Annotated in this window: 13 protein-coding genes and 1 other RNA gene; 9 read left to right on the top strand and 5 right to left on the bottom strand. The window is 40.9% G+C overall.

What is annotated here, in order from left to right:
- Positions 1–10 precede the first annotated feature (10 nt).
- Both DI53_RS00355 and DI53_RS00350 read left to right on the top strand, forming a co-directional pair.
- Positions 11–1,072, top strand: a complete 1,062-nt coding sequence (locus DI53_RS00355) for a nucleoid-associated protein (protein WP_037494157.1) — start codon at positions 11–13, stop codon at positions 1,070–1,072.
- Positions 1,050–2,153 (top strand): DUF3810 domain-containing protein, encoded by a 1,104-nt coding sequence (locus tag DI53_RS00350; RefSeq protein WP_037494156.1) that lies wholly within the window; start codon positions 1,050–1,052, stop codon positions 2,151–2,153. The genes DI53_RS00355 and DI53_RS00350 overlap by 23 nt, the downstream gene beginning before the upstream one ends.
- Before the next feature lie 24 nt (positions 2,154–2,177).
- Here DI53_RS00350 and DI53_RS00345 read toward each other — a convergent pair whose 3' ends face one another.
- Positions 2,178–3,338: an MFS transporter gene (locus DI53_RS00345; protein ID WP_037494154.1), complete on the bottom strand. Its 1,161-nt coding sequence runs from the start codon at positions 3,336–3,338 to the stop codon at positions 2,178–2,180.
- A 181-nt stretch (positions 3,339–3,519) separates the two neighbouring features.
- On the opposite strand from DI53_RS00345, the gene DI53_RS00340 reads away from it, so the two are divergent.
- Positions 3,520–4,641, top strand: coding sequence for a DUF2891 domain-containing protein (locus DI53_RS00340; protein ID WP_037494149.1), 1,122 nt, complete (start codon positions 3,520–3,522; stop codon positions 4,639–4,641).
- A gap of 474 nt (positions 4,642–5,115) precedes the next feature.
- Here the strand turns inward: DI53_RS00340 and DI53_RS00335 are convergent, their stop codons facing one another.
- From DI53_RS00335 to DI53_RS00325, 3 genes are all read right to left on the bottom strand, one after another.
- Positions 5,116–7,602, bottom strand: a complete 2,487-nt coding sequence (locus DI53_RS00335; protein ID WP_037494147.1) for a S9 family peptidase — start codon at positions 7,600–7,602, stop codon at positions 5,116–5,118.
- 116 nt (positions 7,603–7,718) lie between these two features.
- Positions 7,719–8,183: a hypothetical protein gene (locus tag DI53_RS00330; protein ID WP_037494145.1), complete on the bottom strand. Its 465-nt coding sequence runs from the start codon at positions 8,181–8,183 to the stop codon at positions 7,719–7,721.
- A gap of 6 nt (positions 8,184–8,189) precedes the next feature.
- Positions 8,190–9,254 carry a threonine aldolase family protein gene (locus DI53_RS00325; protein WP_241462335.1) on the bottom strand — a complete coding sequence of 355 codons (1,065 nt, stop codon included), beginning with the start codon at positions 9,252–9,254 and terminating at the stop codon, positions 8,190–8,192.
- Between the two features lie 89 nt (positions 9,255–9,343).
- On the opposite strand from DI53_RS00325, the gene DI53_RS00320 reads away from it, so the two are divergent.
- The 4 genes from DI53_RS00320 to DI53_RS00305 all read left to right on the top strand — a co-directional run bounded on the left by DI53_RS00320 (position 9,344) and on the right by DI53_RS00305 (position 13,229).
- On the top strand, positions 9,344–10,306 hold the full coding sequence (locus DI53_RS00320) for a YihY/virulence factor BrkB family protein (protein WP_037494138.1): 963 nt from the start codon (positions 9,344–9,346) through the stop codon (positions 10,304–10,306).
- 438 nt (positions 10,307–10,744) lie between these two features.
- Entirely contained in the window at positions 10,745–11,119 is a 375-nt protein-coding gene (locus DI53_RS00315; RefSeq protein ID WP_037494137.1) for a response regulator, read from the top strand.
- Positions 11,120–11,323: 204 nt separating this feature from the next.
- Positions 11,324–12,856, top strand: coding sequence for a PAS domain-containing sensor histidine kinase (locus DI53_RS00310; RefSeq protein ID WP_052071905.1), 1,533 nt, complete (start codon positions 11,324–11,326; stop codon positions 12,854–12,856).
- Between the two features lie 7 nt (positions 12,857–12,863).
- Positions 12,864–13,229, top strand: coding sequence for a response regulator (locus tag DI53_RS00305; protein ID WP_037494135.1), 366 nt, complete (start codon positions 12,864–12,866; stop codon positions 13,227–13,229).
- Positions 13,230–13,318: 89 nt separating this feature from the next.
- Here the strand turns inward: DI53_RS00305 and DI53_RS00300 are convergent, their stop codons facing one another.
- Entirely contained in the window at positions 13,319–13,927 is a 609-nt protein-coding gene (locus DI53_RS00300; protein WP_052071903.1) for an HD domain-containing protein, read from the bottom strand.
- 597 nt (positions 13,928–14,524) lie between these two features.
- Between DI53_RS00300 and DI53_RS00295 the strand changes: the two genes are divergently transcribed.
- Complete coding sequence (locus DI53_RS00295; protein ID WP_071790441.1) at positions 14,525–15,235, top strand: hypothetical protein; 711 nt, start codon at positions 14,525–14,527, stop codon at positions 15,233–15,235.
- A 152-nt stretch (positions 15,236–15,387) separates the two neighbouring features.
- Positions 15,388–15,755, top strand: a transfer-messenger RNA (tmRNA) gene (ssrA, locus tag DI53_RS19800).
- The last annotated feature ends 89 nt before the right edge of the window (positions 15,756–15,844 follow it).

The following is a 15,844-nucleotide window of genomic DNA, read 5'->3' as shown; positions in this document are numbered from 1 at the left end:
AATTTTCCCCATGTTTTTCCATCAAGACGCTACATTCGACAAGTTATCGATACATCGGGTAGGTAACAAAGCCCAAGACGAATTTTATTTTTTATCAGATAATCCGATTGACTTAAGTCAAGATGAGATATTGCCGGATCTGCTGATGCAATATTTTATGAAGCCTTTTGGCAAGGCCAATGAGGTATATCGTTTTTATCATCCGAACGACGACCTACAGTTAAACGAAGTATACTACTTCACCAAACAATATTTTGATGAAAAAATCGCTTTTCATGACATGTCGCAACAGCTCGCCAAACATTTGTACGAAGTTTCCGAGCATCCGAAGATAAAAGGAGGTGAGCTCTATATTGTAGCCCTTAAGAATGTACAAATGGAAGGTGAAGACCACGATGCCATCGGTATTTTTAAATCCGAGAACAAAGAAGCGTACCTTAAAGTATATCCCAATGCAGAAGGATTTGATTTGGATTATGAGCAGGAAGCGATTAACATCAACAAACTGGATAAGGGCGTTGTTATAGTTAAGGTAGAAGAAGAAGAAGGCTATAAAGTTTTGGTTGTGGACCAAACAAATCAATCGGAAGCTGTTTATTGGAAAGATGATTTTTTAAAAGTACGTACCCGTAATGATAATTATCAGCAGACCGGGAATATTATGAAGGTGTATAAGAAGTTTGTCAACGAGAAACTAGATGAAACTTTTGAGCTTGAAAGCGCCGATAAAATTGACTTGCTTAATCGCTCTATGAACTACTTTAAGACGAAAGAAACGTTTGATCAAAGTGAATTCGAAGAAGAAGTCATTGCAAATCCGGATGCCGCAGCCCTGTTTAAAAGCTATCAGCAAAACTTCGAAGAAGAGTTCGACACTTCTTTCCAATCTAGTTTTGAGATCGCCACGCCCGCAGTTAAGAAAATGGCTTCCTCTTACAAATCAGTAGTTAAGCTTGATAAGAATTTCCACATTTATATTCATGGTAAGCGTGATTATTTAGAGACGGGCTTTGACGAAGAGCGCGGTCTTCACTATTATAAGTTATATTTTGAAAACGAAACACAGTCGTAATATTACAGAGCAGGGCGGTTTGCGCCACTATCTTGTTACCCTGGGACTGCTGTTAATTGCGCTGTTCATAATAACAGGTATACAGCAGTTTCCTGAATTGGTGGAAAGCTATTACAGTCGAGCATTCTATCCGATCTTTTCTCACTTGCACAAATGGCTGTTCGGATGGTTACCTTTCAGCTTTGGCGACGTCTTTTACGCCGGCTTTGTTTCGTTTATCTTACTTCTGATTATTCGTTGTATAGTTACGCTGTTCAGAAAACAAGGCAAACTCGCCCTTCGGCAATTTTTACAGCTTGCTATCGTGTTGTTATCATCCTACCTCTATTTTTACATAAGTTGGGGGTTAAATTACTATCGGGTGCCGCTTCAAGAGCAACTAGATTTGGACGTAGCTGAAATCGACAGCGCGGATTATTTTGAAGTATTGGATCGCTACATTACGACGGCCAATGCACTACGCGCCGGCTTACCGAATACCGACCTGCTGCGGAAAGAGGCCAAGCAAGAGCTGGAAGCTTTGATGAAAGAAGACACGACCATGTTTCCGATGCTCTCACGCACGCAAATTCGCGCAAAGCAACCTATATCCAGCAGCTTAGCATCTTATTTTTCTGTAACGGGTTATCTAAATCCATTTACACAGGAGGTACAGGTCAATAATATTTCGCCAACAACCAGTTATCCCTTTACGGTCGTCCATGAACTAGCGCATCAAATGGGAGTGGGGTTTGAAGATGAGTGTAATTTTATCGCTTTTGTGGCCTTACATAATCACCCAAACACCTACTATCGATACGCCGCCTACTACGAGACGGTGCAATACCTTATCCGTCCGCTGTATTATCAAGATGAACAACGCTATCAATTTTATGTCGACAAATTATCGGATGCGGTAAAGCAAGATTACGCCGATGAACGTAGATTTTGGAAAACATACAGCGGACCGCTGGACCGCTTTATGAGTTTCTTTTATGCTGGCTATCTAAAGCATAACAACCAGCCTGAAGGTGTCGCCCGTTATTCGCTGATGTCACGTTTAGTCATCGCTTGGGATAAAAAGAAACAGCATAAAACTTGAACAAGCAAAGCAAATGTTTAATCGTTAAAGATTCATTTTTGGGCGCACCACCTTTACAAGAAAAGTATAGGCTAAAATCGCGCCCATGGCTGCCATAAATACACCTATTAACGAAGGATAATTGTATGCATAGTTTAAGCTGATAGGAATAGCACCCAGATAAGCACCCAGTGTATTTCCAATGTTAAAGCTTGCCTGCCCGGCTGCTGCCGCGAAGGTTTCTGCACCTTTTGCGTTATTGATCAGCATCATTTGTAATGGGGACCCAATGGAAAAAGAAATCATACCAGTGATGAATGCCATAGGGTAAGCCAAAGCGCTGATATGAGCAGTAAAAAATACCACCAACAGACATACCGACATAGCCGAAAAACTCAAGATAGCGGCTTTGGATGGCGATATGGTGTCGGAAAGTTTTCCGCCGATAATATTGCCAAAAAACATTCCTAAACCGATAAGAACCATAATGATTGGCACGCGGTCTGCATCAAGGTCGGAAACATAGGTGACGAGTGGTGCTATGTACGAAATCCAAGCAAACAAACCACCGGTACCGATAGCAATTACGGCAACCATCAACCAGGCGTCCCAGCGGGCGAAGTAACCGATCTGTTTCATAATTTTATTTGATCGGTCTGCTTCCATCTTCGGCATCCAGAAATAAATCGCCAGAAAAGTTACTAGCCCTAACAGACTGATCACTGCATACGTTATTCGCCAGTTATAATGATGACCAACATAGGTGCCCAATGGCACGCCTGCTAAGTTGGCAATTGTCATACCTGTAAACATCATGGATATAGCTTGGGCCTCTTTACCTGGTTTGGCGAGTTTGGCGGCCACCACTGAGCCTACTCCAAAAAACGCGCCATGCGGCAATCCTGCTATAAAGCGAGAAGTCAATAATAAAAACTTATTCGGCGCAAACGCAAAGATGCCGTTGAAGATAAAAAAGAGCAACATTAAAAATAGCAATACGCGCTGCGGTGAATATTTGGCGGTGAAAGCAACCAATGTGGGCGCTCCGACAACCACGCCAAGGGCATACAAGGCGATTAAATTACTTGCAGTTGGAATATCTATATTTAAATCTTTTGCAATGTCAGGAAGGATACCCATCATGGTAAATTCTGTCATACCGATGGCTAATCCACCGATGGCTAAGGCGATTAGTGCTTTGTTCATTATTATTTGCTGAGACGGCAAAGGTAAGTTTTATTGGTCAATACGGATAATTAAATTTTTATGAACAGGGCCTTTGATAGATCTTCCATCTTTACGCAACTTTTTGGCTAAGTTTTAGCATTTAACTCGGACTTATTTTTAACTTTAGACCAATTTATTTAATAACTTAATCAGGTATCGTATGTTTCGTAGACGATTATTCTCATCCATCTGGCTTTTAATGGTTTTAATTTCTGCAGTTTCTTGTGAACAGCCAAAAAAGAGTCGGCAATCTGCTGCCCAATCTCCGGAAAGAATAACATTGAGCAAGGAAAAGGCTGCGATTATATTTGTCCTGCCTACGCACTGCTTAACAGTAGAATATCCTAATAAAATGGGGGAGGTGCTCGGCAGCGCAGCTGATCTGAAAGAACCGAAGGCATCTCGACCGATATTTTATGGCTGTTTTGACTGGCATTCTTCTGTCCATGGCTATTGGTCGATCATACGCTTACTGAAAACATACCCTGATCTTGATAACGATGGCGCAGTGCGGAGATTGTTGAAACAACATATTACTAAAGCGAACGTGGCGGTAGAAATGGCTTTTTTCAACGACAAAAACAATCTCAACTTTGAACGCACCTATGGTTGGGCTTGGTTGTTAAAGCTACAGCAGGAATTAAAAACCTGGAACGATCCTGATGCCCGGGAATGGGCAACGGTACTACAACCGCTAGTCGATTTATTATCTGAACGTACGCAAGTATATCTCACAAAGCTTGTTTACCCCATCCGCAGTGGAAAGCACGACAATACGGCTTTTAGTTTAACCTTGATGTACGAATATGCTGAAACGGTAGGTGATACAGCCTTGTTGAATGCGATTAAAATAAATAGCGCGCGCTTATACACAACTGACAAAAATTGCGATTTGGCTTACGAGCCCAGTGGATCTGATTTTTTATCGCCCTGTTTGGAGGAGGCTTACCTCATGAGTAAAATCTTAGCGACTGATGAATATAAAACATGGCTGCTCAACTTTATGCCGGTGCTGTTTGAAGAAAATATTGAGCTTTTGCAGCCGGCTATTGTCAGCGACCGTACGGATGGGCAGCTTGTGCACTTGGATGGCTTAAACTTCAGCCGTGCCAATTGTCTCTATGGCATCGCACAGGTGATACCAGAGTTACAGGCGACTTTAATTCCATTGGCCAATCAACACATTGAATTTTCGTTGAAAAATATTTCTGATGATGATTATATGGGCAGTCATTGGTTAGGGACATTTGCGTTGTTGGCGTTATCAAATCAGCATGACTAATTGTTGATCGCTTTGTCCACTCCACATCCCCTCCGTCCGTCGCCAGGACTGGGCATTACTTTTGTAGGCTGGAGAGTTTCGTTTGTATACGGTTTGCCCAACCCACATTCCTTCCGCCGCATGCCGCGGCAAGGCATTACTTTTAGAGGCCAAAAGTAACAAAAGCCCGTCGCTTGAAACCTTTGCAGAGAAGGCTTGTGCGGTGGCAAATGTCTAAATATTGCAAAGCTTTCGATGCGATATTTTGGTTAATAGTGGACAGAAGCGATAGACTCCATGAGGCGCATTTGCTTTTCGTAGTGCGCTTCAATTCTACATACTCAGTACTATATACTATTGTCTATCAAAAGAGGCAACCAATCCGTTTAATAGTGGACAAAAGCAATAGACTCCATGAAGCGTATTTACTTTTCGCACTACGCTGTACGCACTACAAAAAAAATGTTAGCAGCGTTTCAAGCTGCTAACATTTTTTTATTTGCCGATTGGTCGCTCTCGATTTATTTCGGTGATATCAACCTCATCGCGGTTGGAATCTCCTAACAAGTGTTCTGCGAAATAATCTGCCATTTTCCAGAAAAAGTATTCGGTCATATTTCCGAAAGCATGGCGCTGTCCAGGGAGTAAAACAAAATCAAAACGTTTATTAGCTTTGATAAGTGCTTCAGCCATTCGAATAGAGTTGGCCGGATGCACGTTATTATCGATATCCCCTGTAGCGATAAGCAGCTTGCCTTTCAAATTCTTCGCCAGTTCTGTGTTTTTATCAATTTGGTAGTTAAATGTAGTGTCGCCTTTACTGCTTATTTTTTCTATCACGCCATGATGACGCTCACTCCACCAGCGGTTGTAAATGTTGTTTTCATGGTTTCCTGCACCGGATACAGCAACCTTAAAAAAATCTGGATATACCAGCATTGCTGCAGTAGACATAAAACCGCCACCCGAATGACCCGTGATGCCGACTTTATTGATGTCTATAAAGGAGTAGCGACTGGCAAGTTGTTCTGCGGCCACCTTCTTATCTTCCAAACCGTAGTCGCGTAAATTGCCATAGCCATACGTATGGTACCATTGCGATCTGTCTGGATGGCCGCCCCGATTACCTACCGTGATAACGATAAAGCCCATCTGTGCTAAACGGTCAATCCGATCCATACTACGACCAAATGATTTGTTTACTGCTTCCGTTTGTGGACCTGGATAAACGTACTCGACAATAGGATAGACACGTGTGGAGTCAAAATCAAATGGTTTGTACATCACCCCATATAAATCTGTAATTCCATCACCGGCTTTTACTTTAAAGGGCTCAGGAAACTTATAACCGGCTGCAAACAATTGGCTGAGGTCTGCCTTTTCGAGCTTCATCACCAGCCCACCCGATGAATTATATAGATTCGACTCCGGTACCGAATTGACGCGTGAGGAATTATTGACAAAGTATTTGCCGCTCTCACTCACCTCTATCTGGTTGTCAAAATTGCCCTTATTCAGCAGTCTTGGCTCACCACCCTTAAGAGAGACATGGTAATGGTGAAGGTAATAGGGGTCTTCGTCTTTTTCCTTCCCATTTGCTGTGAAAGTAAACAGTTGTGTTGCGGTATCAAAACCTGTCACATCATTTGCGTTATACTCACCTTTTGTAAGCTGACGTACCAATTTGCCGTCCTTATTATACAAGTAGAAATGGCCCCATCCATCTCGTTGCGACCAGTGGATAAATTGACTACCATCTTTTATGAAATAAGGTTTTTTGATATCTTGGTAAACATTCGAGCGCTCTTCCACTACCGTACGCGTCTGCCCGTTGATGTTTACGGCCACAATATCAATGCGCTTCAAATCCCGGCTTGAGCGATTGATGTAAAACTCCTGATCATCACCCAACCAATAGCTGATGTAGTGCTTTCCCTTATAGCTGCTTTTATCTCCGTCTTTATTGTAAATGCTAACGGTTTGATTTTTGAAAGAACCAATGGGTATCTTTCTAGCGGTCAGATTGTTGATTTCGAATAGGTATAGTTCTGCTTCTGTAGAATCTGTTTCGCCCGGCATCAAATATTTATATGTTTCCAAAGTGGGCCGTTGTTGCCCCACATTATTGATTACCCAAAGCGCATTTAAATGACGGTTGTCTTTTCTCGTAAGTGCGAAATGCTGCCCGTTTGGCGACCACATCAAGCGAACGGGTTGTCTTTTCTTCGTTTCATCATCCTCCTTACTTCCGCCAGAGGTAGTGCTGTATTGATCGCCTCCCCATGCATAGTACTGCACACCGTCCGTTGTAAACTGATGTTCCACAATGGTGGAGTCTTTCTCGTCTTTTATTGCCTTTTCATAGTTTTGGCGATCCATCCAGTAGAGGTTGTAGTTTTTCGCGAAAAAAACGCGGCTGGTATCCGGAGAAAAGCTTGCCCAAACTGGTCTTTGTTTTTCTTTTTGACGTTCATCAAGTTCGGTAACCTGTTTTGTAGATAAATCGTACTCAAGAAAAAATACTTTTTTCTTCAAGCTATCCGCCTTGTTTTTCAACTTCGCTAACTCGTCTTTTGTCTTTATGGTATCTTTCGTACTTTTTACCTCGAACCTAACTTTCTTTTCATCATCTGTGAACTTCAAATTTTCAAGGTTCAAATGCTGTGCGTCGAAAGGGTTTTTAACAATTTTCGTCACCTGAGCGGCAAGATCAGCGTTATCGAAAAGAAGCTGTTTGGATTTAGTTTGTGGGTTTACAACGTACCACATTTTTCCTGACGGAGTACGGTATTCGTACCAAAACCTATCACTATGATTTATCCAATTTGGTTTTACATCAGTAGAAAAAATAAGGTTTTGCAATTTTGTTGGAGAGAATTTTGCCGCTAGGCTGTAATTTGCCTTTTGCTTGTCTTTTTTTTGCCCTTGCGCCGACGCCATGAAAGATAGGCCAGCTAGTAGGATTGTGAAGAGTTTTCGCATTTTGGTGTTAGAAATTTGATGCGCTAAAGTACAGAAAACCGGTAGCGATATGTTTAGTTTTTTTGTAAAAATTTAAGGACATTCTCGTAGGAGAATATGCAAAGATGTGGTCTTTATCAGCGGAAGTTCGGACGGCTAGTCAATGGAGAGAACGACCACGGAATAGAGCTTAAAATGAGTAGATAAATGCACAAATACCATTTTATAAGGCTTTTAAATATCCCTACTTTACCTATTTTTTTTCGAGCACGCAATGTCGCTACGTTAAATAGTAGGATTGCTAGGCTCATCATACTGACATGCTCTAAACCGAAAAAACGAAGTTGCCTATTTTTAACTCCGGCACTAATATTATTCAAAAATGCATCGACGAGTGCGCTATTTATATACAATAGCCAGCCGATAAGCAGTTGGACGTCATAAAGTAGGGTATAGGCTACCAACACGTAATAATGCTTTCGGGAAAATATAGAGCCTTTTCTAGCATGCGTAAGCAGCCAGTATAACTGTATTACCATCGCAACTAACACCACCCAGCGGTAATAAGAGTGAACGAGGAGTAATGTGGCAGCATTCATCATAGCTAATTATTGCTTGGCATCAGCTAGTCTTTTTAAATCATGGCAAAAGCGATCCACTTCTTGTTGGTCGCTGGCCCAAGACGTAATAATTCGTATAGCCTGAAAGTCGTCGTCTATTTCTTTCCAAATATAAAATGCATAGCTGTTTAAAAGATCCTTTATCATGTTTTTCGGCAAAATGGGAAAAAGCTGATTCGTATTTGGGGGCGTGAGAAACTGATATCCTTGGGCTGCGATGGTTTGCGCAATCTGCGTGGCCAACGTATTGGCTTTTGCGGCCAGTTCGAAATAGAGATCTTCCTCTAAAAGTGTTAAAAATTGTATCCCCAATATCCTACCTTTTGCAAGTAAGGCGCCCTTTTGCTTTAGGGTATAGTCAAAGTCTGCAGCTAATTCCTTGGATTTAAATACTATCGCTTCGCCTAGCAATGCACCATTCTTCGTGCCACCGATATAGAAAATATCTACATGTGCAGCGATATCTGCTAAGGAAAGATCATTGCTGCTGGACATTAGCGCATGCCCTAAGCGTGCTCCATCCATAAACAGAAGGAGTCCGTGTTTTTTGCAAATTATAGATAGGGAGATTAGCTCACTTTTTGTGTAGATCGTTCCGAGCTCAGTCGAATTTGATATGTAGAGCATTCGGGGTTTGACAACGTGCGGTCGTAATTGGTGGGCATCGATCACTTCCTTAACCAAGGTAGGTGTAACTTTGCCATCCACCCCATCCACCGTGATGACGCGGTGGCCTGTGGCCTCGATAGCACCTGTTTCGTTAGCATAGATATGGCCGGTTTTACAGCTTATTACCGCCTCGTGCGGACGTAATAGATGAGATATTACTAATAAGTTTGCCTGCGTACCCCCAGATACAAAATACAACACAGCTTTTGGATTTTGGAGACGCTCATACAGTACTTGCTTTGCTGCTAAGGTATACCGGTCATCACCATAACCTAATTCTTGGTCGAAATTGCTGGCGGCTAGACGTTCCAAAATTTTTGGGTGTGCGCCTTCGGCATAGTCGTTCTTAAAATTATACATCTCCAGTGCTTTGTTGATGCGCAAAAGTACATTGTTTATCGTAATAGAAGGATTTTTTCCAAACTTTTCCTTTCCAATCTGGGTTATTAATGAAACAAAAGTAACTACAGCGTATGGCAGAGCAAAAATTTCAAAGAATAAAAGCCCATTTTACCATTTTAAAAAATGCCGTAACCGGATTTATGGGTGAAGATAGTCTTAAATATAGTGCTTCGTTAGCCTACTACACCGTCTTTTCACTCGGGCCGATGTTGGTTTTAATTATTTCTCTTGCCGGCGTATTTTTAGGGCAAGATGCCACACAAGGTAAAGTCTATGAAGAGTTGAAAGGTTTTGTTGGTGCAAATGCTGCCAAACAGGTGCAGGAGGTTATCGCTAACCTTTCGCTGTCTGGAAAATCCAGTATGGCATTGGTTATTAGTGCTGTAACGCTATTGCTAGGGGCGACCACCGTTTTTGGTGATATACAGAATTCGATTAACAAAATTTGGCAGGTGCGCCCAAAAGTAAAGAAAGGATGGTTAAAGCTAGTGAAAGATAGGCTTTTATCTTCATCGCTTGTGATAGGTTTAGGATTCTTATTGGTAGTTACCTTGATGATTAACGGTGTAATATTAGCGTTCACCGATCGACTGCAAAGATTCTTTCCCGATATCACTGTCTTTTTGTTCAGCTCCATTAATTTTTTCATTTCATTCGGCGTTATTTTTATTCTTTTCGGCGTTATTTTTAAGGTTTTGCCGGATGTTAACATCCAATGGCGCACCGTTAGATCAGGCGCACTTTTTACCGCGTTGTTGTTTGTCATTGGTCGATTCGCTATCGGTCTATACATAGAAAGCTCAAGTACCGAGTCTACGTATGGCGCCGCGAGCTCTATTGTGTTGATCTTGCTATGGGTTTATTATACGGCTGCCATACTTTATCTTGGTGCAACCTACACACGGGAGTACGCAGCTTATCGAGGCGTGCCCATTGAGCCATCTGAATTTGCTGTTCATGTTGAACTTAAGGAAACAGAACGCGAAGTGGCGGTAGTGCCTCCATCAGCTGCGAAAGATGAAAGAAATATTTAATAGCTATATATAGATTTTTTATAAAACGCTCCATTGACATGGTTTGCTCCATGGTGGTTGAAAGCTTTCTTTAATATCGCTTTGGAAATCCTAATCGGCAATGATGCTTCTTTAAAAGGCGCACGGTCTACCGCTGCCGACGAGTAAGCATCTTTTCACAACTGAGCGATTTCCCACTTACATTTTATGTACTATGATAAATATGAGCCGCACTAAATACCTGCTAATACTCGGTAATGTACGCCTTTTATAAGCGACACCTTTTTTTGACATCCAAAATACGTTTTAATACGTACATGACAATGATAGCGCTATTTCAAGTTCTATTTATTTGGGGGTATAAAAAGCAATCTGAAATAAACTTTTGCCATTATATACAATCAAACCAAAAGAAGAATGAGGCAGAGCTTTAATTTGTATTACTAAAATAGCAAAATCATGAACAGGGGAAATAACAAGGTAGTCGTCTGCGATGACGACAAAGGGATTTTGGAGATGTTGGAAATGATTGTGCAAAGTTCGGGTGTACCGGTCAAAACGCAAGATGACAGTAGTAAGCTGCTTAAACAATTGGAAGTAGAAGTTCCTAAACTATTGATTATAGATTTATGGATGCCGAATTTTCCTGGCGATGCGATCATTCGCAAATTACGGTCTGACTCGCATTTTAAGGATTTGTATATACTTTGTATCTCAGCAAGTTTAAATGGTGAACAAATTGCAATGGAAGCAGGGGCAAATCAGTTTTTGTCGAAGCCCTTTGATATCAACCAAATTTTGTCCGTGCTGGATCGTGTTGTCTTATCGAATTAATTTACGGAAAATTGTAAACCGTTATAGCATTCCAAAAACTTTTATATACTTTTAAAAAATCGGTTGTTTTTAAAGTCAAATTAATTTGAATTAAACATGCGGTCAAAATATTTTTTTTGCATAAACTATTTACCATGTCGGAGGGTTATTAGACAAGCCGTTTTATATTAAATAGTTTAAAAGCTTTTTTTACGATAGTTTATAATGATAGATAATCCTTTAAAGAATAGTGCGTATTTCAATGACCCAGAAATGACTTCGTTGATTTATGCCGCCCTCGATGCTAGTTCAACTGGTATCATAATAACTGATAACCGACTGCCTGACAATCCAATCATTTATCACAACAAAGCATTTGAGACAATAACGGGATATCAATCTACCGAAATCGTCGGTCATAACTGTCGGTTTCTTCAAGGCAGGGATCGTTCGCAAAAGGCTCGTGATCAAATTAGACAAGCATTAATAGACGGTGAAGACATCAAAATTGAGATTCGAAACTATACCAAAAACAATGATCTTTTTTGGAACGAATTATATATTTCTCCTATCAAGAATGAAAAAGGCGAGGTAACCCATTTTATAGGTGTTCAAAATAATATTACGGCAAGAAAGAAAGTCGAGGAGGAGCTCATTATCGAGAAGGAGTCCATTGAGAGAAAAATCGCGGAGCGTACAGAAAATCTACGGTTGAATGAGGAGTACCTGAATAGTATTGTCGAAACCATTCGCGAAAGTTTAGTGGTATTGGACCCGGATCTCAACGTACTTACCGTAAATGAAGCTTTTTTAAGGACATTTAAAGTTACGCGTTCAGAAACCATCGGATTAGGCTTATACGATCTAGGGAATAGACAGTGGGATATAGCGAAATTAAAAAATCTTTTGGAAGAAGTTCTGCCTTCGAATAATCCTGTTCTTGGTTTCGAAGTGGAACATAAATTTCCCCATATCGGCCATAAAATTATGCTTTTAAACGCTCACCGCGTTGAGTTGCAAGGGATCTTTAAAGATCGCATTTTATTAGCAATCGAGGATGTAACTGATCGCCGTGCTATTGAGAAGAGGAAAGATGATTTCCTTTCTATCGCCAGTCACGAACTTAAGACGCCTTTGACTGCGGTAAAAGGCTATATGCAGCTTATTAAACGGTTCATGACGGAGGACAACGCGAAGCTTACTGATATTATAGAAAAATCAGACAATCAGATCGAACGCTTGCAGAAACTAATAGCCGAATTGTTGGACGTATCAAAAATACAATCTGGGAAATTGGACATCCACCATGATAGGTTTGATTTTGACAAAATGGTACGCGATACTATCGAAAATATTCAATTGAATAGCGACTCGCATAAGGTAGTGCTGCGCGGCGAAACGAATGCGCACTATGATGGGGACGAAACACATATCAGCCAGGTCGTAGGCAATTTGATCTCAAATGCTATTAAATACTCGCCTGACAAAGATCGAGTGGAAGTTTATATTTCCTCGTTAAAAGGCCATATAAAATTTTCAGTGAAAGATTATGGATTTGGCATAAGCATAGAAGATCAGAAAAAAGTTTTTGATAGATTTTACAGGGTTGATAGCATCCAAAAGAAATTTGCGGGTTTAGGCGTAGGCCTATACATTAGCGAGCAAATCATCTCACAACATGGCGGCACCATTTGGGTAGACAGCGATGCTGGTGAAGGCGCTACATTTAGTTTTATTCTACCACATACCGAAAAATAGAGAATTGATGGCGATTAATAAGATTTTTATCTGTGATGATGATCGGGGAATAACAGAGATGTTAGAAATGGTTTTTGAGTTAGCAGATTATAGTGTTGTTGTGGAAAATAATAGCTTGTATGCTTATGATAGTATAAAGCGCATACAACCGCAGGTCGTGTTAGTGGATCTGTGGATGCCAGTTGTTTCCGGCGACTTACTTATCAAAAAGATAAAAAGCGATCCTACGCTTCAAAATGTATACGTAGCATGTATGTCCGCTAGCCGGGATGGGGAACAAGTCGCCATGGATGCAGGCGCTGATATTTTCATTGCTAAGCCATTCGACCTCGATCAAATTATGTCTATCGTGGGTGGCGCTGTGTCGGCTTAGAGAAGAGAAATTAGCACTGGCTTACTTCAATACAGTAAGCCAGCGTTAACCAACCAAAGTTTTGTAATTTGCAATCCTGGAAGTGCAAATTACAATTGGAAGTATGCTAGCTTGTTTTTCAAAGCTTTTATGTTCTTCTGCTTCCCAAAGTCATAAGTTGACCGTACATAGTCTGTGTGAAATCGATGCTGCTCTAAAAAGTTTAGGGAAATAGCGGCCCAAACACCTTCATCCAGTTTGAATTTGCGCAGTTTTGTAATTTCTGCATACATGTTAAGGTTTAGTTCCTCAAACTTTTCTTTCCCGAAATGTAGTAGATCTGCATCACACATAATAGCTTCCAAAAACGTAGTTGGATGCTGTTTGTTGCGGGTAGCCATAATGCAATTTTCGATACTATTTAGCGTATGAGCGGGAAGCGAAAAAGGCTCAAAAAAGCGGTTCGCGATCATCGCACTTTTAACTTCGTGATCTTTCGGCCCGTCTTGGATGTATCCGACATCGTGGAAAAATGCGGCACTTTTTAAGATGAAACGATATTCCTTTGCTAATTTATAAAAATCCGCAATTTCATCTGCCGCCTTTACAACATCATATATATGAGAAATGTTATGAAAAGGATAGGCGTATCCGCGTTGTTGATCGAAAGATTGACCTATAAAGCCTTCAATTTCGGAAAGTAGATGGTCGTAATCCATAGGTATTATGCTTTTACGTATGATGTTCTTCTTGCTGTATTAATCTTTACTATTTTTATCCTCGAGACGCATAGCATCCGAACGGCGTTGTGTGATAAATAGTTCATATCTTTTTAAATCGGTAAACATTTCCAGCAAAAATAGGTGATGAAGCGTGGGTTCGCTATAAAATACCTGTGAAGCGGCTATAATCCGGGGTGAAATGGCTGCTTTCCGCCCTGAATAAAATAGATTGTATGTATAGTTTTATATTTTATCTCCCCATGGAAAGTATGCCTAAGGCTTACATATTTGAGTTGTCAGGAAAATCCATAGCACAGCTAATATGTCAACGTCGCCCTGCGGATAGGCTCTAGTAAATTTTCGACATGGTATTTCTTACTGTTTTAATGGTAGTTTCCTCTTCGTACTTCGCTAGACACCTAAGTCGATGAAATAACTGACCTTTTCAAAAATAAATGCAATATAATTGCATTTAAAATTTACTTTACATATGTTTGCAATGTTGTTGCGTTTGTTTGTACTTTGTAAAGGGGCACGCTGATCAATGACTGTAACGTGGAATCAACATAAATATATAAACTAAGGTAAATTAAAATGAAGTTTAAACAATTGAGTAGATTGGCTTTGGCCGGATTAGGTTTTGTATTCTCGGTAGGGTCAATGACGTCGTGTAAGAATGACAATGAGGTGGAGCCGATCAAAGAAGGAATTGAGCGCTCCGAAATTACGCTAACATCTGCTAGCGGTGAGTCGGTGAGTGCGCATGGCGATCATTTTCATGGACTTGATGGCGGTACGGAAGGTGAAAAGATTGTGATCACTTTTGATGAGACTGGTAAGGCAACTCAAAACGGACACCTTCATTTACCCTCTGAAGCGGTTTATAAGCTGGAGTTAAAAGCTTGGGATTACAACGGCGTTGAAGTCCAAAACCAATTTATCGCTAACAAAGCAACCGCCGATCTTTACAAAGCGTTCCTCATTGGTGGAGACTTTGTTTTAAATACGGATACACAGGACGAAACGGGCGCTATATTTCAGCCACGCGAATCTAAATATGTTGACGGGACTGCTGTGAATGGTAAGTATGAGATGACTGGCATTGTATCTTACTTTACCGCCGGGCATCGGAATGAGGGAGCCACTAAAAAGGTAGCATTTGTATTGCGGAAGCTGGAAGCGGGTGTTAAAGCAAAGGTGGAACGTGTAGATTGGAATCGGACAGACTATAAGACAGTCTTTCCAGGAACTGATATTTTGGAATTAAAATTTGAAATACATTCGGAGGGCGAGCACGCCCACTAACAAATTATTAAATCTGGCTAACAAGGGTTTGCAAATGCTGCCTTGTTAGCCAGATTTTTAAAAGGTAATATTTACGGATAGGGGAACAAATCGCTGTTTAGAATATACACTGTAGCGATTTTTTATGTATCTTTATGGCCTTATGCATAACTGGGGTCGACCGGAATTGACAGGATAGCGATGGTTATGTAAGCATGCAGTGCATTGTGAGTCTAGCACTATAATCTGAACTTTCAACTTTATAATTGGCGAAGAAAACTACGCCTTAGCTGCCTAAGTTAGACTTAGCATAGCTATTTGTCCCGCTAAATCCTGTTCTTTGGTTTAGCACACGGGGCATCGAACGATAGAACTGGCAGTTGTGACGATGCTAAGCAGCTGCGAGAAACAGCATCTACGGAGACTGGCATAGGTAAGCGACTCACCTTCCACCTCCCGACAATTAAAGAGAAGCTAAGCATGTAGAAAGCGTAAATCATACTATGTTTGGACGAGGGTTCGAATCCCTCCGGCTCCACAAAAAAAGACATCTCCCAAGGATGTCTTTTTTTGTTGGGAGGGATGAGAACCCGATAGGAGGGTTCGAACAATTTCTTTGCGGGCGTAGTG

This window comes from Sphingobacterium deserti (genome assembly GCF_000757725.1).
Classification (GTDB): domain Bacteria; phylum Bacteroidota; class Bacteroidia; order Sphingobacteriales; family Sphingobacteriaceae; genus Sphingobacterium; species Sphingobacterium deserti.
Note: the sequence above shows the minus strand (reverse complement) of the source record. Positions and strands in the feature narration are given on the sequence as shown.